This is a genomic window from Lysinibacillus fusiformis, from assembly GCF_016925635.1.
GTDB lineage: Bacteria > Bacillota > Bacilli > Bacillales_A > Planococcaceae > Lysinibacillus > Lysinibacillus fusiformis_F.
Genome location: NZ_CP070490.1, coordinates 524,475 through 547,261 on the forward strand (window position 1 = coordinate 524,475; position 22,787 = coordinate 547,261).

At 36.7% G+C, this 22,787-nt stretch carries 18 protein-coding genes; 5 read left to right on the forward strand and 13 right to left on the reverse strand.

Features of this window, described 5'->3' with window-relative positions; all coding sequences use genetic code 11:
- Positions 1 to 17: 17 nt before the first annotated feature.
- The 7 genes from JTI58_RS02555 to pepV all read right to left on the reverse strand — a co-directional run bounded on the left by JTI58_RS02555 (position 18) and on the right by pepV (position 7,444).
- A complete protein-coding gene (locus JTI58_RS02555; RefSeq protein ID WP_205445032.1) occupies positions 18 to 1,244 on the reverse strand; it encodes a carboxylate--amine ligase in 1,227 nt (408 codons plus the stop codon).
- Between the two features lie 127 nt (positions 1,245 to 1,371).
- A complete protein-coding gene (locus JTI58_RS02560; protein WP_205445033.1) occupies positions 1,372 to 2,235 on the reverse strand; it encodes a YtnP family quorum-quenching lactonase in 864 nt (287 codons plus the stop codon).
- Positions 2,236 to 2,246: 11 nt separating this feature from the next.
- Positions 2,247 to 2,897, reverse strand: a complete 651-nt coding sequence (trmB, locus tag JTI58_RS02565; protein WP_205445035.1) for a tRNA (guanosine(46)-N7)-methyltransferase TrmB — start codon at positions 2,895 to 2,897, stop codon at positions 2,247 to 2,249.
- Positions 2,898 to 2,994: 97 nt separating this feature from the next.
- Positions 2,995 to 3,924: a diacylglycerol/lipid kinase family protein gene (locus JTI58_RS02570; protein WP_205445036.1), complete on the reverse strand. Its 930-nt coding sequence runs from the start codon at positions 3,922 to 3,924 to the stop codon at positions 2,995 to 2,997.
- 3 nt (positions 3,925 to 3,927) lie between these two features.
- A complete protein-coding gene (locus JTI58_RS02575) occupies positions 3,928 to 4,932 on the reverse strand; it encodes an NERD domain-containing protein (RefSeq protein ID WP_205445038.1) in 1,005 nt (334 codons plus the stop codon).
- A 223-nt stretch (positions 4,933 to 5,155) separates the two neighbouring features.
- Positions 5,156 to 6,010 carry a D-amino-acid transaminase gene (dat, locus tag JTI58_RS02580; protein ID WP_205445041.1) on the reverse strand — a complete coding sequence of 285 codons (855 nt, stop codon included), beginning with the start codon at positions 6,008 to 6,010 and terminating at the stop codon, positions 5,156 to 5,158.
- A gap of 27 nt (positions 6,011 to 6,037) precedes the next feature.
- Complete coding sequence (pepV, locus tag JTI58_RS02585; protein ID WP_205445043.1) at positions 6,038 to 7,444, reverse strand: dipeptidase PepV; 1,407 nt, start codon at positions 7,442 to 7,444, stop codon at positions 6,038 to 6,040.
- Between the two features lie 357 nt (positions 7,445 to 7,801).
- Between pepV and JTI58_RS02590 the strand changes: the two genes are divergently transcribed.
- Together JTI58_RS02590 and JTI58_RS02595 are read left to right on the forward strand one after the other, a co-directional pair.
- Positions 7,802 to 8,023, forward strand: coding sequence for a DeoR family transcriptional regulator (locus JTI58_RS02590; protein ID WP_004226074.1), 222 nt, complete (start codon positions 7,802 to 7,804; stop codon positions 8,021 to 8,023).
- A gap of 483 nt (positions 8,024 to 8,506) precedes the next feature.
- Positions 8,507 to 9,676: an MDR family MFS transporter gene (locus JTI58_RS02595; RefSeq protein WP_205445045.1), complete on the forward strand. Its 1,170-nt coding sequence runs from the start codon at positions 8,507 to 8,509 to the stop codon at positions 9,674 to 9,676.
- 38 nt (positions 9,677 to 9,714) lie between these two features.
- On the opposite strand, the gene JTI58_RS02600 is transcribed toward JTI58_RS02595, so the two are convergent.
- The 4 genes from JTI58_RS02600 to asnB form a co-directional block, all read right to left on the reverse strand.
- Positions 9,715 to 11,232 (reverse strand): GGDEF domain-containing protein, encoded by a 1,518-nt coding sequence (locus JTI58_RS02600; protein WP_205445047.1) that lies wholly within the window; start codon positions 11,230 to 11,232, stop codon positions 9,715 to 9,717.
- A 165-nt stretch (positions 11,233 to 11,397) separates the two neighbouring features.
- On the reverse strand, positions 11,398 to 12,111 hold the full coding sequence (locus JTI58_RS02605; protein WP_205445048.1) for a pseudouridine synthase: 714 nt from the start codon (positions 12,109 to 12,111) through the stop codon (positions 11,398 to 11,400).
- 10 nt (positions 12,112 to 12,121) lie between these two features.
- Positions 12,122 to 13,735, reverse strand: a complete 1,614-nt coding sequence (locus JTI58_RS02610; RefSeq protein ID WP_205445050.1) for a putative polysaccharide biosynthesis protein — start codon at positions 13,733 to 13,735, stop codon at positions 12,122 to 12,124.
- Between the two features lie 265 nt (positions 13,736 to 14,000).
- Positions 14,001 to 15,851, reverse strand: coding sequence for an asparagine synthase (glutamine-hydrolyzing) (gene asnB, locus JTI58_RS02615; RefSeq protein ID WP_205445051.1), 1,851 nt, complete (start codon positions 15,849 to 15,851; stop codon positions 14,001 to 14,003).
- Between the two features lie 287 nt (positions 15,852 to 16,138).
- Here asnB and JTI58_RS02620 point away from each other — a divergent pair, with 287 nt between their 5' ends.
- On the forward strand, positions 16,139 to 17,389 hold the full coding sequence (locus tag JTI58_RS02620; protein ID WP_205445053.1) for a BaiN/RdsA family NAD(P)/FAD-dependent oxidoreductase: 1,251 nt from the start codon (positions 16,139 to 16,141) through the stop codon (positions 17,387 to 17,389).
- A 40-nt stretch (positions 17,390 to 17,429) separates the two neighbouring features.
- On the opposite strand, the gene JTI58_RS02625 is transcribed toward JTI58_RS02620, so the two are convergent.
- Positions 17,430 to 18,122, reverse strand: a complete 693-nt coding sequence (locus tag JTI58_RS02625) for an AIM24 family protein (RefSeq protein ID WP_205445055.1) — start codon at positions 18,120 to 18,122, stop codon at positions 17,430 to 17,432.
- A 259-nt stretch (positions 18,123 to 18,381) separates the two neighbouring features.
- On the reverse strand, positions 18,382 to 19,650 hold the full coding sequence (locus JTI58_RS02630; protein ID WP_004226054.1) for an L-lactate MFS transporter: 1,269 nt from the start codon (positions 19,648 to 19,650) through the stop codon (positions 18,382 to 18,384).
- Positions 19,651 to 20,565: 915 nt separating this feature from the next.
- On the opposite strand from JTI58_RS02630, the gene JTI58_RS02635 reads away from it, so the two are divergent.
- Together JTI58_RS02635 and JTI58_RS02640 are read left to right on the forward strand one after the other, a co-directional pair.
- A complete protein-coding gene (locus tag JTI58_RS02635; protein ID WP_205445056.1) occupies positions 20,566 to 22,053 on the forward strand; it encodes an ATP-binding protein in 1,488 nt (495 codons plus the stop codon).
- Positions 22,050 to 22,718 (forward strand): response regulator, encoded by a 669-nt coding sequence (locus JTI58_RS02640; protein ID WP_205445058.1) that lies wholly within the window; start codon positions 22,050 to 22,052, stop codon positions 22,716 to 22,718. Before JTI58_RS02635 ends, JTI58_RS02640 begins: the two co-directional genes overlap by 4 nt.
- Positions 22,719 to 22,787 lie beyond the last annotated feature (69 nt).

Here is a 22,787-nt window from a genome sequence, read left to right on the forward strand (position 1 = left end):
GAGATGGCTTCTCTATGTTATTCGGATAAACCTTTATTATTAAAGTATTTTTTATACTTACGATAATAATTTAAGTTATTGAGCGTTAACTTCACCCAACGCTTCGCATTCATATCCTCATTATAATAAAGAGAATTTGTGTATTTGCCCTCACTAATTAATTTTTTCGCCTCTAGTTTGAGCTTTTCATTCGATGCATATTTGAATAATACACCTTTCGGAATAATCATCCATAAATGCTTGTCCTGCACATATGTGACTTCTTGCTCGATATTTAACATATGATCATCCGCAACATACTTCATTAAATTATGACCACTTGCCGTTACATAGTAGCTAGATCGACCATTACGTAAATTAATTTCAAATAGCTTATATTGCTTGTCCCGAATATCATATTTCATATCGAAATTCGCAAAGCCTGTATAGCCAATATCCTCTAGGAAGAATCGTACTTGATCCATTAATTCTTTATCATAGGTTGTCACGATGGCTGCGTAACTTCCGATCCCTTCAGGAGAATGTTCTTCTAAAATAGGATTACCTAGACACATCAGCTTCACTTTTCCATCTTTCCCTACATAGGCATTTAACACGCGCATATAGGAATCATCCCCAGGAATAAATTCTTGAATAATCATTGTATCCTGATAAGACGAGCTATAAATTGCTTTTAATATAGCCGTTTTTTCCGCTTCATCATGTGCAACAAAAACTTTTTTCTTCCCTGGAAATTTACATGCCCAATATTCTACAGAGTTTGAAGCCTTTAAAATAATAGGGTAAGCAAATGGTGGTGTAAAGTTTTCATAGTTGTCAGCTGTCACCGTTGTTGTACCTGGATATTTAAAATTATATTGATCACACATTTTATAGAAATTTTCTTTCAATAAAATTTCATCCATCAACGATTCATCGATATAAGGTACGGTAAAGTGCTCTTGTAACGCTGGCTTATTTTTGATGATCAGCTTGGCATAATCGTCCCCACATGCTAACAATAATAGTTTCTTATCAGCATATTTTTTTGCAACTTCTGCAAGAGCAGGTGCAAAAACATCCTGTTCATTTAAACGGTCTATTTCTTGAAATTGTAGGATATGGCTATCTTGTGTTGCTGTTAAATGAGAACGTCCTAAGACAAGTGGTTTAATACCATATGCTTCATAAAACGCACGTGCCATACCATATGCATTCATATCTGATCCTAGTAAAACTGGTAAAAATGGTTGTTCAGTTGGCATGTTTATTTCAACTCTCTTTTGTATTTTAGTTTCGTGTTAAGTGTATCATATTTTCTATCTTGTTCACGAACAAAAACGCGAGGCATTGACATTTTATGTGCCAAATACCTCGCCTTTGCTTGCTCTATTAAAATGTAATAACAGCTTGTCTACTACGCTCTAGTTTATCCACCATCTCTTTGCCTGATTCATCCCATCTAATCATACGGTAATAAGCATCGTGATAGAAAATAAAGCCATAGTTATTCGCTAGCGCTTCTTTCATCAGTCGCTCTTTTGCAAATACACTTGTCATTGGATAATCGTCATAGGCTAATACCCATAGTGGATTTTGGTGAGCATGGGTCGGCATAATATCTGCCATGTGCAATAACACTTCATCATTTTGCGTTAGCTTGATTACGGCATGTCCCTCACTATGACCACCCGTATGAATCATTTCGATTCCAGGTACTACTTCCAACGATCCTTCGTAAGTTTCAACTAAATGCTGTACGGGCTCCCAATTTTCTTTCCAATAGGTATTTTTAGAGCGAATATTTGGGTTACGCATTTCATCCCATTCAATTTTCGTTACAAAAATCTTAGCATTCGGGAAAGTTGGTACAAGTACATCCCCTTCCCATTGCGTTAAACCACCAGCATGATCAAAATGTAAATGCGTCATTAACACTACATCAATATCTGCTGTCGTTAAGCCTAACTCTTGTAAGCTATCTACTAACGAAGATTCTTCTGTTACACCAAAGTTTCGTAACTGCTTTTCATTTAATTTGTTAAAACCAACACCCGTATCAATGAGGTAGTTTTTGCCCTCATATTGAATGAGGATCGGTTCTGTTGGTAATTCAATTTGGTTTTTTTCATTGACTGGATATTTGCGAGACCAAAGTGGCTTTGGTACAACGCCAAACATCGCACCACCATCTAGGCACGTGACACCCCCGTTTAGCCATGATAATGACATATTGTGAAACTGTAACTGATCCATCCATACTCCCCCTACAATTTAGTGATAAATTGCGATTCTAAGCGATAAATCGGCTGCCCCTTCGCAGAAAACTTCTCTTCATATTCTGTCATCACATTATCCTCTGGCATATTTGCATGTAGGTCGAGAGATACATACTTTAATAACATCCCATATTCAGACACACTGATTAAAGAATACTCGAACAGACCACGGTTATCCGTTTTAAAATGGACTTCCCCATTATCCACTAAAATCGACTCATATAATTTCAAAAAATCCCCGTGCGTTAAACGTCTTTTTGCATGTCGTGTTTTTGGCCAAGGATCTGAGAAATTCAGGTATACTCGTGATACATCATTTTTGTCAAAGAATTTATATAAATCTGCGCCATTTACTTTTAGTAAACGTAAATTCGCTGGAGATTTTGCCTCTAGTACTTTTTCTAATGCACAAACAATCACACTATCATAAAGTTCAATTCCAATATAATTGATCGTTGGATTTTGCAAAGCCATACCTGTCACAAATTGCCCTTTTCCAGAGCCTACTTCAATATGGATAGGGTTGTCATTGCCAAAAACGGCCTGCCAATTTCCTTTAAAGTCTTCAGGATTTGGAATAATCACCTCTGGATGATCTGTAATCATTTCCTCTGCCCAAGGCTTATTTCTTAATCTCAATGTTGTTCCTCATTTCTTTCTTGTGAAATTATTGATTTTTTTATAGTATAACGTATTCCCTTATAATTCGCATGAAATTATTGCACAATGATATTTTTTATGAATCCTTGATAATAACCTGCCAAGCATTTTGTTGTATTGTACAGTGGATATTGGTCCCTTGATTGACAATGCCAATATAATTACCATCCGCATGGCAATCAACCTTATTTGCTGCGATAAGTTCAAAATCCTGTCCCTGTAAAAATGTAACTTCCTTAAATTTTGTATGCTTTTCAAAAAACACAGTGACAAATACAACTAATAATTTGATACGTGAAATCCCATGTACAATCGTTATATCCACTTGGCCATCATCTGCTTTTGCGGCAGGTGATATTTTCATGCCTCCCCCAAAATAAGGTTGATTACTCATTGCCACAAACCATGTCTGCTGAAATTGCCATTCCTGTTCTCCTGAGCGTATCGTTATGTCAAAACGTTCAAAGCGAAATAGCCCTCTAATAACAGCGACAGCATACGAAAGTTTTCCAAGTCCAATCTTATTGAGATAAAACTTAAGACGAGAAGTATTAATTGATTTTGTCACATAGGCATCGAAGCCTATGCCAGCATTATTGACAAATATTTCTTTTCGTCTATTCCCAAGCTGAACGATTCCTGCATCCATCCTCACATTGGCCAAGGTAGTCTTTACATAGTCCTCGATTTGCTGAGCATTGGAAAATGAGTGAAAATAGCGTGCAAAGTCATTACCTGAGCCAGCACGAACAACACCAATTATGATGTATTCATTATGTACAACGCCACTAGCCACTTCATGGATGGTGCCATCACCACCAACAACGACAAGTAACTTTTTATCTTGCTGCTGTTGTGCCCATTGTTGCGCGATTTCCTGTCCATGTCCTTCATATTCCGTAAAAGCCACTTGATAGGGAATCGTTAGTTGCTGTTGAAGTTGGAGCCAAACTTTTTTTCCTTTTCCATTTCCTGCTGCCTCATTGACGATAAATAGAATGTTCATACATCAGTCCTCTGTTGGCTGAGGAGCTTGCTGCCAAATATCTCGGTTAAAGGAAGTCGTTTGGACTGTATTTAAAATTGTCTGTGCAGCTCGGATTTGCATGTGCTTCATAGGAGAGGAAACTTTTCTTAAATGCTCTATCCATTCATGGTAATTTCGACGATCAACAAAGCGAACCCCAAATGGTGAACCAGGATAATCAAAATATCCATTGCGAGTTAGCACAACCTTACGGATAGGCATATCAATATCCTCTTGTTTAAATAACTGTGACAGTACCGATTCCATCCGACCTAAATTAATCGTTGGATTCAAGACTTTAGAATCCTTCGTCCCTACTTTTTTAATCCAGAAGCGATCACTGCCACCTACGTAAACAGCTTGATTGTCAGCCTCTAAGACCGTAATACAAATACACTCAGTTGGGGACATTAACACTACATCCAGCTCTATAGGAGCTTTTCTAATTTGTAGTATCGGATAATAAAACAATAGATAATTATCTGGTAATGTTTGCAATAACATACGAAGCAATGAGTCACGCATAAAACGAGGATCTACATATGATTTTTCTCGTAATGTTGAACTGGCCCATTTCATTTGAAAATGAAAAAATTGATCAATAAACATTCGTTTCAGCTCATGGATGGATTGTGGTGCATACACAATTTTAGGTTCAAATGTGAGCGTCGTTTCTTCTTCTGGAATGATATCCTCATCACTGACAAGCTCATTTGATATCTCTACTTCTTCAACATCCTCTGTTATTTCCTTTTGCCGTCCAGCAAACCATTTTTTTATGAAGGAAAATCGTTCTTTTTCCTCGTAAGCCTCCGCTTCTGCCTCATTGTCGACATGTTGCCACTCGCTAATATCTTCTCCCAATTCCCACTGTCGCTTAATGCGCTCCCATTGGTTTTTCTTTAGGCGCACAAACTGTGTTGGGTATCTCGCTAAATCAATTTGATAGCGTGAAATATAATCTTGTAATTTCACCAATTGTGCCATGTAAAGGTCACTCCATTCTTACTCACCATATCTATAGTTCTTTTTTTATCTTGATTGCTTTGGTAGAAAAGAGGCATTGTATTCAATACATCGACAATTATTCTACAAATTTCAATCTGTAAAATTATTCATTACTATCCTTTTTATTTTACATGACGACACCAAACATTACATCCATAAAAAAGAGAACTACCCTTATCGATAGTTCTCTTAAATGGTTCTTTTATTTTGTATTCAAAGAAAGTGGTAATTTCGCCTCAAAAGCTTGTTGCAATTTACGCGTCCATTCACCTGGCACTCCTGCACCAATTTGGTTACCATCCACATCAATAACAGGTGTAACTTCAGAAGATACAGATGATACAATGATTTCATCCATTGTTAATAAATCAGCTTTTGTCATTGGTTCTTCCACGACAGGTAAACTAATCTCCTCTGCACATTTCAAAATCACTTGACGAGTAATACCGTTTAAAATGAAGTTATTTGCTGGATGTGTATAAAGCTTACCGTCTTTAATCCCATAAACGTTTGCTGATGAGCATTCTGTTACGATATCCCCACGATGTAAAATTGCTTCATAGCAGCCCTTTTCAGCAGCCTCTTGTTTTGCTAATACTGCACCAAGTAAGTTTAACGATTTAATATCACAGCGTAACCAACGAATATCCTCTACAAACGTAGCCTTTACCCCTTTTTCAAAGTTCTCATATGCACGTTCACCCGCTTTTACATTACCTGTTAATACAGCTGGTACACTTGCATCTGGGAAAACGTGATTACGTGAATTGGCACCACGTGTGATTTGGAAATAAACATGCCCTGTATCTAGATTATTTTTTTCAATTAGCTCATGTAATAATTTGTGTAAAACGTCTTTCGTATAAGGAATAACAAGACGAATTTTTTCGGCGCTTGCATAGAAACGATCAATATGCTCTTGTGCTGTAAACATATTTCCGTTATAAACTTTGATTACTTCATAAATGCCATCACCAAATTGATAGCCTCTATCTTCTGGTGATACCGCAATGGATCCTTCTTCCACAATTTGATCATTCCATAATGAATATGCCATGTTTTGTTCATCCTTTTCGTCTTTGAGTTATTTTTTTCCTGCAAGTTCAACAATTGCTTCAGCATAAATTGCTGCTGCTTTCACGAGGTTTTCAACGACAACAAACTCATCCGCTCGATGCGCTACATCTGGCTCTCCTGGGAACAGCATGCCAAATGCCACGCCTTTTTTCATCACACGTGCGTACGTTCCACCACCAGTTGATAATAAAGGTGTTTCTGTATCTCCCGTTTGACGTCTATAGATAGCTGCTAATGTCTGAATAAATGGATCATCCTCGCTGACATAATGTGGTTTCGAGTCGTCTTGAATATCAAGAGAAAACCCTTTTTCTACCGTTAAGCGTTGTGCTGCCGTTATTTTTTCATCGAATGGATAGGAAACAGAATAGCGCATACTAATTACTAAACTGCCACCTTTATGAACATCATAGCTGACGATCCCTGGGTTTAATGTCGTTTGTCCTGACATTGCATCCTCAAACTGTAGGTCGAGCTGACTGCCATAATGATCCTGATAAAAAACATCTGCAATAAAGTCAACAAATTGTTTACTTGCTTCAGTCGTCAACTCTTGTTGTAAAAATGCTGCAAGATAAACAGCTGCATTGACACCTTTATCTGGTTCCATTGCATGGGCTGCTTTACCTTTGATAGTTATTATATAGCGAGAGTCCTCCATTAATAAAGAGCCTTCTAGCTGATTTTTGCTTAAAAATGTTTGAAAATTCTGTTCGAATGATACTGATACATGCTGAATCGTTGCTTTTGCAAAATCAGGTACCATATTTGGGCGCTTTCCTGCATTAAATAGTAGTAGTTGTTCTTTCGTTGCATCACCCACTTTATTTTGAGAGAACACAAGCTCTGCAATGCCTTTTTCTGCATTGATGAGCGGGAAATCCGCATCTGGTGCAAAACCAATTGTTGGCATTTCCTCCTGTTTAAAATAGTGGTCGACACAGCGGAATCCTGTTTCTTCGTCCGTACCAATAATCATTCGTACTCTTTTTTCTAATGGAATACCTGCATCTTTCACAAGCTTCATGGCCATCCATGCCGCAATCGTAGGTCCTTTATCGTCAATCGCACCACGTGCAAATAATTTACCATCTGCTACTGTGCCGCTGAATGGAGGGTATGTCCAATCCGCTTCCTCTCCAATTGGAACAACATCAACATGACATAAAATACCTAATAACTCTTCACCTGTACCCATTTCAATATGTCCAGCATAATTATCAACGTTTCTCGTGAGCAAGCCTTCATTCTGACCTTTTGCTAGTAACCATTCCAGTGCTTGAAGTGGACCCTCTCCAAAAGGTACTTCAGTAGTTGTTGTATCCTCATCGAGCACACTATTAATTTGCACAAGCTCCTGTAACTCTTGTATTAATTCATCTTGCCTTTCTTTTGCAGCTTGTAACCAATCCATACCATGTACCTCCTTCAAAGTATTAACATTATTCTACACCTTACAACATATATGACAATCAGCTTTCTGACAACTATTTTCAGTAACTTCTACTGTCACTACCATATATAGCATGTTTTTCACGTATTCCCACAAAATACAGTATAAAATTTATATGTCAATTGTAAATTTCTATTGCATTCACTAGAAAATCAAGTCGTTTTTCTATATAATAAAGTTATCAGAATAATTGTTCTGACTATAAAATTAGAAAAGGGGATGTCTAAGGCAGCTACTTATTAGCCTAAGTGCACTCCGCACATATTGTCGTCCGCTAGTCTTTGCCAAGAGAATTAAGATGAAGGAGTGGTTCATTTAATGAAACCAACTACTGATCGAATGCTTAATCGTATTAAAGACGTGTACATGTTTATTTTAGACAAAGGAACCGTGTCTACACAGGATTTAGTCGAAGAGTTTAGTATCACTCCTCGCACCGTTCAAAGAGATTTGAACGTGTTAGCCTTTAACGATTTGGTGACAAGTCCAAGTCGAGGCAGATGGACAACGACGAAGAAAAAAGTAAAATTGACGTCTTAGTTTTACGTCTTGTACGTAAAGCATTGTGTATGGAAAAAGAATGACCTTTCGTCGGGGTCATTCTTTTTTGTCGTTAGAAGATTATTAGATTTTTTCTCTATTTGGAAGAAGAGGCATATTTACTGCCTTCTTCAGCTCGCTAGCGTTCATCTATTTGTGCAATGTGATCATTTTCTTCTGTATTTCGCTCATCTATCTGCGCAAAGCGATCATACTCTTCTCTCTTCCGCTCATCTATCCGCGCAAAGCGATCATACTCTTCTCTCTTCCGCTCATCTATCTGGGCAAAGCGATCATACTCTTCTGTTCTTCAATCTGTGCCTCACTTCCGTAGCATAGAAACATAAATATTTGCGCCATTATCTTTACCGTTCACACTGAAAAAGGGTGCATTGTTCTCGTTCAAGATTATTTTGACTATTTACAGTTGCTTAACAATCCGTTAAACTCGAAACATTCTAAATGTTGAGAGGAGGATTTGATATGACATTGTCAAAGTTGTTTCATCCATTAGTATGGATCATTTTAGGTGGAACAATATTCACACGTATTGCAAGCTTTATGGCAATGCCCTTTTTAGCTATTTATTTACATAATGAAATTCAAGCCTCTCCATTACAAATTGGATTGACCATTGGTATTGCACCACTCATTTCCACAGTAGGTGGATTTTTTGGTGGCTATCTAACCGATCGTTTTGGTAGAAAAAGCGTTATTCTATTAACGATTATTGTTTGGAGTCTTGTGTTCTTTGGCTTTGCAACGGTTCATGTTGTTTGGCTTTTTGTCCTATTCAATGCTTTGAATGGGCTTTGTCGTTCATTTTTTGAACCTTCCACACAGGCATTAATGATTGATTTTACACCTGCTGAAAAACGAAAAAGACTATTTTCCTTACGTTATACGGCCATCAATATTGCAGCGGTTATTGGTCCTATTATTGGCGTGTATATCTCACAGCTATCCAGTCCAAGTATCCCTTTTATGCTGACAGGGATTATGTATATTATTTACGCTGTCTTTTTATTTTTTGTGTTAAATCGCTATCAAATGCAGCAACCCAAAGCTGTCACTCAAACAAAGATACTCAGTACATTCACGATTCTTTTGACAAATCGTGTGCTGCTTAGCTTTATTTTGGGAGCCATTTTAATCAATATCGGCTACTCGCAATTTGACTCAACGCTACCACAAATTATCGAATTAAAAATTGAGGAAGGTGCGAAACTTTATTCGTTATTAATCTCTCTCAATGCAGCGGCTGTGTTACTACTACAATTACCAATTAGTATAGTATCAGAGCGCTTTTCATCCACAGCAACATTATTAGTAGGCGTACTGTTCTTTGCTATTGGACTATTTATGTTTGGATTCTCCACTAATTATACGCTCTATATCATTGCCATGATTATTTTTACCATAGGTGAAATCTTTGCCTTCCCTACGATGAATGTCATGATTGATGAAATTGCGCCAGATACTCAAAAGGCAACCTACTTAGGTGCTGCGCAATTTAAAAATTTAGGTGGCTTTATTGGCCCCATAATAGGCGGTTGGCTATTGACTCATTATATGAATGCTATGTTTCCTGTCATCGCTGTTCTTGTTTTATGTAGTTGTATCTTTTATAGAACCAAAACAGCGGCTCATTAATAAACGCCCCATTGCTATCGATAGAATGGGGCGTTTTTTTAACTATTATATCCTTCGTCAGCAGCAACCTCTGCATAACTAGAGTATTGATCCTTACCAGCATTTTTCGATTGATAAAGCGCTTTATCGGCCCGTTCAAATAAGCTCATTTCTGTATCTTCATCATGGTTATAAATAGCTCCGCCCATGCTTACAGATAGTACAGACCATTTCTCGCTAGCATGGCCATCATATTCAACGGACCTTATTTGAGTCAAAATGGCCTCTGCCATGTGCTGCATCTGTTGCTCTGTTGTATCGTATAAAACAATGGCAAATTCATCCCCACCGAAGCGTACGACAAAACCACTTTGTTTCACAACATGCTTTAAAATTCTCGCTGTTTCTATCAGGATATGATCTCCTTCTACATGCCCAAATTGATCATTCACTTGTTTAAAGTTATCCAAATCGATTAACAATAAACCTGGCACATTCATTTTTCTTTTCCTTAATAAATTATCAATCTTTCTAATATAGGTAGCACGGTTATAGACACCAGTTAACGGATCGAAAGTAGCTAGCTGTATTGTTTTAGATAAAATTTTATTAATGACGAGCAGCATAATAAAGGATGTTAGTAAGGCGATGAACAGTAAGCTCCAAAATTGTTTCGTATTTTTTTGGAGTGCTTCCATTTTAGTGAAATTGATAAATTTCACATAGACAATTCTTTTTGAAGACTCCCCTCTCACTGTCTCTGCTTCATAAGGCAGAAAACGATGTGTTTCTAGATAACCATTGGCTAAAGCCTTTTGATACTCAACTGGCTCCATTGTTTTCTTTGCCAGCTCAAAGTATTTTTGGAACTGTTTGGATTGATCTTTTACAGTAATCTTCTTCAACGACGAATCATCAAAGAAAACTCCCCCTGCATTAATCGCTTGCACTTCTACTAAATCAGCATATTTACCAATCAAGTACTGTGCAGTTTTTTCAAAATTAAAGGTTTGAAAAACAGGATCATTCAGTAAGTCTAAACCTAACTCAAGCAGATATTTTTTATCCTCTGTTGCCAGATAGCCAAATTTCCGGTATTCTCCTGTCGATGTTGAAATATCGATTCCATCTGTAAAAAATTCGCCACTAGCTCGGCGTTCATCTAATAAAGCAGAAAAACGTTGACAGCAACGCGAGAAATCCAAGCCAATATCTTTGGCAAAAGTCGTGTAAACCACTGTATTGGATTGATCCACTATGTAAATATCCATACCATGTTTCTTTTTCATTTGCTGCAAATCCCAAGTAGCTACAGCAGGGTTTTCAAGATAATAGTTTTTTAACTGTCTAAGCTCCTGTTCCATTTTGTCTGAAATATTATTATCAAAATAAAAATGGGCATTATCGACAGTTTGCATATCTGTAAGAATATGGTTTTCAATTAAAACTTTATTCATACTCACTTGCTTTTCAATTTCCGCTATCAATATTTGTCGGTTCACATATGAAATAACAGCAACGAGTATGACTGCAAAAGCTATTAAAGATAGTAATAATTTAATACGCAGGTTCTTCATTTAATTGTCCTCTACTTATTTATACCATCGTCTTTTCGTAAACATTTAGAACATGATACGTTCTTTGACTATATCACAATAACTCATTTCATATTATACAGTTACTGTTATATTACTGTATATAAAAATCCCCGATGCTATGTGAGGCATCGAGGAATACTATGTTTAATGATTGTTTTGTAAACCGTTTAGCTCTTCTGTAGTTAGCTCGCGATATTCACCTAACGCTAGATTTTCATCTAATGTCAGGCTTCCCATAGAAATTCGCTTTAAATATGTTACACGTTTACCTACAGCCTCAAACATTCGCTTTACCTGATGAAACTTTCCTTCTTGAATCATTAGCTCTATTTCAGATTGCTGTGCAGACTTTAAAATCACAAGCTTTCCAGGCTTGGTAACATAGCCATCATCGAGTTCAACACCATTTGCGAATTTCTCGACATCTTCTTCTGTCACAACCCCTTCAATCTGTGCGTAATAAACTTTTGGCACATGTTTTTTGGGAGACAATAAATTGTGAGCCAATACACCATCATTTGTTAATAAAAGCAAGCCTTCTGTGTCTTTATCTAGTCGACCAACAGGAAACGGTTGAAAATGCTGCTGTAATGGCTCTAATAAATCAATAACTGTTTCATCTCTTAAATCCTCAGTGGCAGAAATAACACCAGGCGGTTTATTCATCATAAAATAAACAAATTCTGTATAAACAACGCGCTCTCCAAACACTGATACCATTTGCTGCTCTGGGTCTACGTGTAAAGCTGCGTCCTTGACATAAGCACCGTCTACTGTGACAGCTTTTTGCTTTAATAGCTGCTTCACTTCCTTACGAGAGCCGTACCCCATATTTGCTAGTAATTTATCTAAACGCATCGTTCCACTCCTATTTCAATCCCAGTTTACTCATCATACGGGTTAATCGTTCACCCAATAGCTTTTGTGCTAAACCTAGGCGTAATGATAAAAAGCCATAGACAGCCGCACCGACACCCGCACAAATAATTGAGAATAGTAATGCTGAGAATTTACTATCAACTGGACCCATTAGTAATTCCAATAATTTATGCACAATTAGCACGCTAATGGCCATTGCCATTGTCAATAAAGCAATTAGCATGACACGACGCACAACCATTTCTGATCGATAATTCAACGTTTTTCGTAACACAAGCATATTAATGATAATCGAAACACTATAACCAATAGCTGTTGCCACTATAGCACCATCTGCCTCTAACCAACGAATTAATGGAATATTTAATGCTAGCTTCACGAAAATCCCTGATAATAAGCTGAAAACAATCCACTTTTGAAAATCAATTCCTTGAAGTAAGGCTGCTGTAACTTGGAATAACGCAAATAAAATCGCAACAGGTGCATAATGCGCTAAAATGGTTGCCCCCATTTCACTTTCAGAATATAGCATAAAGTAAATTTCATTGGCTAATAGAGAAATACCAACCACAGCTGGCAATGTAATAAAGATTAAAATTTGATAGGTCTTATCCATTGCATGGCGTAGCGCTAAATACTCACCCTGTGTAAAATACTTTGTAATCGTTGGTACAAGCGCCATTGAGAATCCAGTCGCTAGCATAACGGGAATGATGACAACCTTATGTGTCATAAAGTTAATCATCGATAAATAAGTATCTGTTACTCCTGCTAAACCAATGGACGTCATTGCTCCATTAAACGTAAGCATATCGACTAATTGGAATAACGGATTGGCTACCCCTACAAACACCATTGGGATGGAATAGGTAATCACTTCTTTATAAATATTGGACATTGGTAGCTGTGTGGAAGTCACACTTTGACTACGTAATAGGTTAAATTCAGGCTGATATTTTTTCCAGTAATAGTAAAGAACACCTAATCCACCGATTGCCCCGATAAATGCAGCAAACACAGCAAAGGAGATGGCTGTCTCTGGTTTCCCTTTAAACACAATAACCACTAAGAACGATCCACCAAGTAATACAACAATTCGCACAATTTGTTCCACCAATTGTGAAACGGCGGTAGGTTCCATTTTGTCATAGCCTTGGAAGAAGCCACGCCATAAACTCATAAATGGTACAACGATTAAGGCAAAACTAACCCATCGTATTACTGAAGCAATCTGTTCAACTGTAAAGACCTGTTCCTCACTCTTAATAACTAGCCCTGCAATTGGCGTTGCAAGTAGAAAAAGGGCAATAAATGCTGCGAAACCTGTCACCATCATAATCAGAATGCCGGATTTCATCAGCTTGCGACCTGATTGATAATCCCCCATTGCATTGTATTTAGAGACAAATTTAGAGACGGCAATTGGCGCACCCGAAATGGCGATTGCCAACATAATTGAATAGGGAATATATGCATATTGGTAAAGCGCAATGTTCTTCTCGCCTACAATTGCATAAAACGGAAAAATATAAATTAATCCGAGTACCTTCGATAAAAACATCCCCATTGTTAATATCGCAGTACCTTTCATTAAATTGGACATCATACCCATCCATTCATTGTAAAATCAATATTATTATCGTAACACTTCAAAGGATACTTATAAAACTTTTTCGTTTTAACATAACATATATGCAAGCGCTATCACTCTAAGAGCAATAAAAGTAAACCATCTGTAATCTTAACATATTTATAGGAAATGAGACGCATAAATACATCAAAAAGTTCGTTCCAAAGAAAATCTGATGAAAAAAGACCTTAAAATAATCGGTGAGGAATGGCACATCCCCACCGATTCAAGTATTTCTTTATACCATGTCCACAAAGAACTTTTTATACCATACTAGGAATACATAAGCCGTCCAAATATAACGACCACGATTTGCTTTCCCTTCATAGTGCTCATCTAGATAACCAACTAATTGTTTTGTATCAAAGAATTCATTCGCAAAGTCAGTTGTAAACATTTCTTTTACCATGCTGTAATACTTTTCTTCACGTAACCAGTGACGAATCGGCACTGGGAATCCAAGTTTCGGACGCTTTGCCCATTCTTCTGGCAATTCCTGATGTGCAGCCTGACGTAGAACATATTTTGTATCGATATCATTTACACGGTATCTTGATGGAATCTCTTTCGCTAACTCCATTACTTCTTTATCTAAAAATGGAACACGTAATTCGATTGAGTGTGCCATACTCATTTTATCTGCCTTTAATAAAATATCACCAGGCATCCAAAGATTTAAATCTAGATACTGCATTTTTGTCACATCATCATCACCAGGTACTTCATCATAAATACGTTTTGTAATCGATTTTACAGATGGCGCATTTTTATAAGCTGGCTTCAAAACATTAATGGCATCTACTTCATCCCATACTACCGCTTCCCCAATAAAACGCTCTTCTACTGTTTGAGCACCTTTAATAAGGAAATTCGTGTATTGATTTTTCGGTAGGGCTTCTGCCATTCCACGTAATGTTTTACGTAGACCTAATGGTAATTTTTCGTATTTTTGCATTCTTCCTGAGTTTTGATACCAAGCATAGCCACCAAAAATTTCATCGGCACCTTCACCTGATAGGACAACCGTTACATCTTTTGAAGCAAGCTCGGATAGGAAGTAAAGTGGCACTGAAGATGGATTGGATTGTGGCTCATCCATATGCCATTGAATTTTAGGAAGAGCTTCAAAACACTCATCCGCAGTAATATATCTACGTTCATTTTGAATATTCAACGTATCTGATAAGTCTTTTGCAAGATTTGTTTCATTGAACATATCTTCATAGTCAGCAAACCCAACTGAGAAGGATTTATCTGGGCGTAATAAAGATGTAATATAACTAGAGTCAATACCACCCGATAAGAATGAACCCACTTTTACATCACTGATTTGATGAGCCTCTACCGATTCTTTAACAGTTGAACGAATTTCCTCGATATATTTTTCAATCGGCGCTTCTTTTGCATGGAATTTTTTATCCCAATATTGCACGATTTGCTTTTGTCCATTTTGAATCAGCATATAGTGAGCTGGTGGTAATTTAAAGACACCTTTAAAGAATGTTTCATCCATAGATGAATATTGGAATGTTAAATAGGGGCGTAGTGCCTGTTTATTTAACTCTTTAATAAATGAAGGGTGTGGTAAAAACGATTTAATCTCAGAGCCAAAAATAAATGTACCGTCTGTTGTATGCTCAGAGTAGTACAATGGTTTGATTCCAAAGCCATCGCGCGCAATGAATTGTAAATCATTCTTTTTATCCCAAATACAGAAAGCAAACATCCCACGCAGTTTCTTCACAAAATCTACGCCATATTCTACATAGCCATAAATAATGACTTCACTATCTGACTGCGTTTTAAACGTATGACCCTTTTCAATAAGATCTGCACGCAGCTCTTGGAAGTTAAAAATTTCACCATTAAATACAAGCACAATATTGCCATCTGCACTATACAATGGTTGATTCGCTACGTCAGATAAGTCAATAATACTTAATCGACGGAAACCTAACGTCACTTTATCGTCACTATGAATACCACCGCTATCTGGTCCACGGTGAATAATTGTATTCATCATATTTTCTATTGTTTGATGATGATCAATCACATTTGTTCCATTAATATAACCTATAAATCCGCACATTCTATTTTTCACCTCATAATTTAGTGCATAACCTTTACCATAATAGCACGAAAAGACATTCATTTCATGCCGACAATGCTAATAAAGGAAAACTTTCATTAATGCAATTGTATAACAAAGAATATTGTGTTTCATTCTACTAGAAATGCCTTTCATCCTGAAAGATGAGATAAAGAATTATAAAACACTTTTCTATTATTTTCAACGTCAAAGAAAGCCCCTCTCTATATAGACTTCATGTATAATAGGAAAGATTCCTAATTTGAACAGAAAGTGAGTTTCTAACTATGTATGATGTAATCGTGATTGGTGGTGGCCCATCTGGTTTAATGGCGGCGATTGCTGCTGGAGAGCGTAAAAAGAAAGTGTTATTGTTAGAAAAAGGCACAAAACTAGGCAAGAAATTGGCCATTTCTGGCGGAGGACGTTGTAATGTGACAAATCGTTTGCCTGTTGAAGAAATCGTGAAGCATATACCTGGTAATGGTCGTTTTCTCTATAGTCCTTTTACCGTTTATAATAATGAAGATATCATCGCATTTTTTGAAGGGCTTGGTGTCGCCCTAAAGGAAGAGGACCATGGCAGAATGTTCCCTGTATCCAATCGCGCCCAAGATGTGGTTGATGCGCTGATTAGACAGCTTCAACGTCTTCATATTGAAGTTCGTTTACACACAGCTGTTAGTAAGCTTCTAATGGACGAAGATAAAATTTTGGGTGTACGTCTTGCAGACGGCTCCGAAGTCCGTAGTCAAGCAGTCGTTGTAGCCGTTGGTGGCAAGGCAGTCCCACAAACTGGTTCAACAGGTGATGGCTATCCTTGGGCTGAGCGTGCCGGTCATACAATCACAACCTTATTCCCAACAGAAGTACCTGTTATTTCAAAAGAGGACTTTATTCAAGACCGTGAACTTCAAGGGCTAGCGTTACGTGATGTTGCTGTCTCTGTGCTAAATAAAAAAGGCAAGACACTCGTCACCCATCAAATGGATATGCTCTTTACCCATTTTGGTTTAAGCGGTCCTGCTATTTTGCGTTGTAGTCAATTCGTTGTGAAAGAATTAATGAAGACTGGCTATGAGCCTGTAACAATGCGTATTCAAACACTGGTTCATTATAATGAAGAAACATGTCTGCAATATTTAAATAAATTAATGAAGGAAGATCCGAAAAAGGCTGTGAAAAATGTTTGGAAAGGCATAGCCCCTGAACGATGGCTCTTGTTCTTATGTGAGCGAGCACAGATTGATGTTCAATTGACGGGTGCGGAATTATCCCAAGAGAAAATCCGTCAGCTTGCACGTTTATTAGTAAACTTCACATTAACAGTGAGCGGCACACAGTCACTTGACAAAGCATTTGTTACAGGTGGTGGTGTCTCTGTAAAAGAAATCGAGCCCAAAACAATGGCCTCAAAGAAAAAAGAGGGACTGTTCTTCTGTGGAGAAATTCTTGATATTCATGGCTATACAGGTGGCTATAACATCACTTCAGCCCTCGTAACGGGACGAATTGCAGGAATGCATGCTGCATTATAATAGAAGAAAAAGCGTGTCCGTGGAAAACGGACGCGCTTTTTTAGCTTTCACTAGCCATATAAACTTCTTCATATGGCTGGATAATAACGAAGCCCTCACCAGAAAACGCCATTTGGATGGATTCTCCACTGCCTCGACCGATAAATGTACGGAAGCTAATATCTGTTTTAAATTCAGGTGTTAAGTTGCCTGACCATGCGACAGTAGCATGTGGATCGGTATATACTGTTTCACCTGGTTTCACTAATAATGTCAATGGTTCAAAATGTGTAGTGATCGCAACTTTGCCTGTTCCTTGAAGTGTTACATTAAATAAACCACCTGACATGATGCCAGCCATTTTCCGCATTAAACGGATATCCCATTCGATGCTAGGCTCAAAGGCAAGTAAATCATTGCCGTTGACACAAATACTGTCGTTTTTCAAATCAAAAACCGTTACTTTTTTTCCTTGGTCCGCTAAATAGAGTCGGCCCTTTCCGCTAGCTTTCATTAATTGCGTACCTTCACCTGTTAAAGCCTTTTTAAACATTTTGCCAAGACCATGTTCCAACACGCGCTCACGTACAAATTTAATATCACCTGTATAGGAAATCATAGCACCCATTTTTGACCATACTTCACCGTTTAGATTAACCTCTAATACGCGTTCAGTTTCCAATTCAAAATAATCATTCTCATTATCATCCTGCTGTGTTTTATGAACAAATTCATCTAAAGAAAATTTCCCCATGATTGATCCCTCCCTAGTTACTTTATATACGTTAGTCTATGAGAAAAGATTCAAATTTTAATGGATTGTGCATTTCGTTACAAAATTTCTCTTTTAATTACGAAATCACTTTATTTCCAGTAATGTTATTGACATCAGACATGTGCTGTTATACATTAAACAAAGAAATCATAATTGTTATATAACAATCGCTTCAAAAAAATAACTATATAAGTGCCATGTACGAAATGACACCTATATAGTAAATTGAAAGTTCAAATTATTGAGTAGCGGAAACGTCTCCAACATTTTGCGCTGCTTTTAAAGCTGTTTGCTTACGTACATCTGCACGTAACGTTAAGGAAATAATTAACGAAGCTGCGATTAACCCAGCAAATACATAGAATACAGGAATATAGCTTCCATAAGCATTTTTGATTGCGCTTACTAACAATGGTCCGAAAACTCCACCCAATGACCACGTTGTTAATAAATAACCATGAATAACACCAAGTTGCTTTGTTCCAAATAAATCACTTGCAAAAGCAGGTAGATTTGAGAACCCACCACCATAGCAACTAACAACTAAGAAAATAAGTGCTTGGAAAATAATCACGTTAGTTGTATGTGGTAAAACGATAAATGTGATTAGCTGTGCTGTAAAGAAAATAACGAAAACGTTTGAACGACCTATATAATCAGACACAGCAGCCCAAATTAAACGGCCACCACCATTAAATAACCCCATAATTCCTACCATTGCTGCAGCACCTGCAACAGATAGACCGACAATTTCCTGTGCCATTGGTGAAGCAACAGAAATCATCATAATCCCTGCTGTTACATTGACTAAATGCATTGACCAAAGCATCCAGAAATGCTTTGTTTTAACAGCTTCTCGTGCTGACATAACAGCTAAATCTTTCTTCACTACATCCTTGCCATTATTGGCAGCTGCTTTCATATTAGCAGGCATATAACCTGGCTTAGGTGGTGCTATATATGAAGCCCCTAAAATCATTAACGTGAAGTAACTTGCCCCTAGAATAAAGTATGTTGTAGAAATGCCAACTGCCTCCATTAAGTTGGCTGCGACTGGTGCTGTAATAAGTGCACCCGATCCAAAACCAAGTACGGCCATACCTGTTGCTAGTCCACGACGGTCTGGGAACCATTTTACAAGTGTTGATACAGGTGCAATATAGCCAATCCCCATTCCTAATCCACTAAGAACACCATATGTTAACCAGTACATGACAACAGAATCCATTGAAATGGCTACACCAGCACCAGCTTGTCCTGCTCCAAATAAGACAGCTGCTACCATCGCCGATTTACGTGGTCCCATTTTTTCTACTAAACTACCAAATAATGCGGCTGAGAAACCAGCTAACCCCATCATAATGGTAAAGGCAATCGTTACCTTTGTTTCACTCCATCCCATTTCTGTGACAATCGGTAGCTTGTATACACTGTATGCATAGGCTCCACCGATTGAAAGGTGAATAGCGATTGCAGATAATGCAATTAACCATCTATTTTTATTCATAAATTCTCATTTCTCCCCTCTTTTGCTACCTGTGAAAATTCTATGAACGTCCATGTTAAACAATTTACCACTTAGAATTATTCAAATGCAAGATGTTTTTCTAAAAAATATTATTTCTCCAAAAAGTTTTTCTCTCTTTTCTTAATTAGCAAAAACAAACAACTCTTACAGCCTCTAAGCAAAATGAAGTTTTACATACTAATAAATCAACATATATTAGATTTTATTATTTTTCTACTCTACTTTATCGTTATATATTAATTATTTTAAAATAATTATTTTTGTGTATATTTTCACATACCATTGATGAATAAAATCTTAACTAGAATATTAATTCTATTATTTATCTATAGATAGAACTGTTTCTTGAGTTTGTTTACGCAAGAATTTTTAAGAGTGGAAGAGAAATTTGAAACTATTTTCAACAAGATTTTCACTTTTAGATGAATAAATAAAAAGTAGATTCCCACCTTCTATTTCCATATTTTTTATTTTATATAAAAAATTTATAATACAATCAATGTATATTTCAAATTATATATTGAAAGTTAAATATTTTTTATTATTCAAATATATATATTAGAGTTGAATTTTCTGGCATATATACCCTAAAACAACACTATAAACCATTCCTCATCTATTGTTTTGTTATACTACACAATTTAAAAAATAGTTTTCAATAAATCTTGTATTACAACAGTTTTGTTATTTATGGTAATTTAGTATAAACTAAGAATTTTTAGTATGTTATGCAGTAAAGCTACTTAATTTGTGGAACGAGGTGATGAATTTATAAAAGAAAGCTAATAGCTATCGCTCTTTTATATATCTATGAAAAATATATCTTTACGTCTAAAAATGTTTATTTTTTCATTTATTATTGTCCTTTTTTCTATAGCAACAAGTGGTGCTATCATGATCCATAACCTTTCCGGTGCATTTGAGAAAGAATTTGGAGCACGAGCTATTGCTATCGCGAGAACCGTTTCACAACTGACAGATGTACAAAATAATGTTGGGAAGCCGAATGGATTTGAGGTTATTCAACCCATTGCAGAGAGAATTCGTTTAACAACTGATGTTGATTATATCGTGATCATTGATATGAAAAAAATCCGCTATTCTCATCCTTCAGAGAGCAAACTCGGCACAGTTTTTGAGGGTGGAGACGAAATAGAAGCTTTTTCACAGCATGAATACATATCAAAGGCTCAAGGAGTGCTTGGCTATTCCATCCGTGCATTCGTTCCTATAATGAATGAAGAAGGAACACAACAAGTTGGTGTTATTACAGTTGGGTTACTCACCCCAAAATGGTACAACCTACTAGATGAATATCAATTTGATATATTGATTTCTCTTTTTTGGGGACTAGCTATTGGATTAGGTGGTTCAGTCTGGGTGGCTAACCACCTAAAGCGTCAAACATTTAACTTAGAGCCATACGAAATAGCTCGCTTAGTGGAAGAGCGATCTGGCATTATACAGGCAATGGATATCGGTATATTAGCAACTGACGAAAGCGGTAATGTATCATTTATTAACCGCCTCGCAAGGCAATATACTCATTTCTTTGAACAGAGAATTTCTCGCAAAGAATTATTTAATGGGACATGGCTTGCGGAAGACATTTTACAGCAGCATGAAATATATAGACCTTTACTTATACATGACCAGATGTATTTAGTACGAACCTTCCCTATTCGAATTTTAGATCAAAATGCCGGATACCTCATAATGTTAACTGATCGAAAAGAGGCAAATATGTTAGCTGAAGAACTTACAGGTATAAAAATGCTGGTGGATTCATTACGCGCTCAACAGCATGAATATATGAATCGTTTACATAGTATTGCGGGATTAATTCAACTAGATCGTAATGATGAAGCCCTGAGTCTTATTATCGATGAAATTACGGATGAAGAGGAAATTATACAAAATTTACATGATAAAATACTTGATTACTCGATCCAAGGTTTATTGCTTGGGAAGTATTCGAGAGCAAAAGAACTCGGCGTGGAACTGACCATTGATGATGATTCAAAGCTAGTCGATATAATGAGCGGTTTTTCTAGTGGGGATTTAGTTACTATTATAGGAAATTTGCTTGATAACGCTATGGAAGCATGCTTTGGGTGTATGTATAAAGATGTACGATTAACGTTAATTGGTGATAAACATTATCTGTATATAGAGGTACAGGACAGTGGCTTGGGAATAATAGGTATACCTCAACAAATTTTCGATTATGGTTTTACTACCAAACAAAAGGAAGGACATGGTATTGGCCTTGCGCTTGTTAAACAAATTGTAGAATCTAATAACGGAAATATACAGGTAGAATCAACGATTAATGTCGGTACAAACATTACTATTGAGGTAGGGGTGATAGAAGAACTATGAACAAACTTTCAGTTTTTATTGTAGAAGATGATCCAATGGTGCTTGAAATTAATAAAGGTTTTTTAAATAAAATGGTTGGGTTTCAGCTTATAGGCGAATCAGTCACTGGTCATGATGCTTACGAAAAAATTAAAGTGAAAAAACCAAATTTAATTTTACTAGACATGTTTTTACCAGATATGACTGGTATGGATTTATTTTTAAAACTACGTTCCGAAAGGATTCCTTCAGATATTATTCTGATAACTGCTGCTCGAGATGCACCAACTGTTCAAGAGGCTTTACGACTTGGTGCAAGCGATTATCTCATTAAGCCCTTTCGCTTCGAACGTTTTGAAAAAGCTTTACAGCAATATAAAAATACCTCTAAATTGTTTTCTAATTGCACAGCCTTAAATCAAGAGGATATTGATAGTTGGCTAGGTATACAGCAACATTCTAACGAATTACCTAAAGGCTTAAACAATTTAACAATGAAACAAATATTAGATTATTTAACAACTTATCAAGTAGCTATAACTTCAGAGCAGCTGGCGCAAAATGTTGGAATGGCAAGGGTCACAGTTCGAAAATACTTAGATTTTTTAGCAACTAAAGGAACCGTTAACATTGAACTACAATACGGAACAGTTGGACGACCAACGAAATATTATTCTATAAAATAGTTGAGCATAAATAGTTATTAAAATAAAATCTCATATAGAATCTGCTATTTTTCTTATTGTGCATAGCTT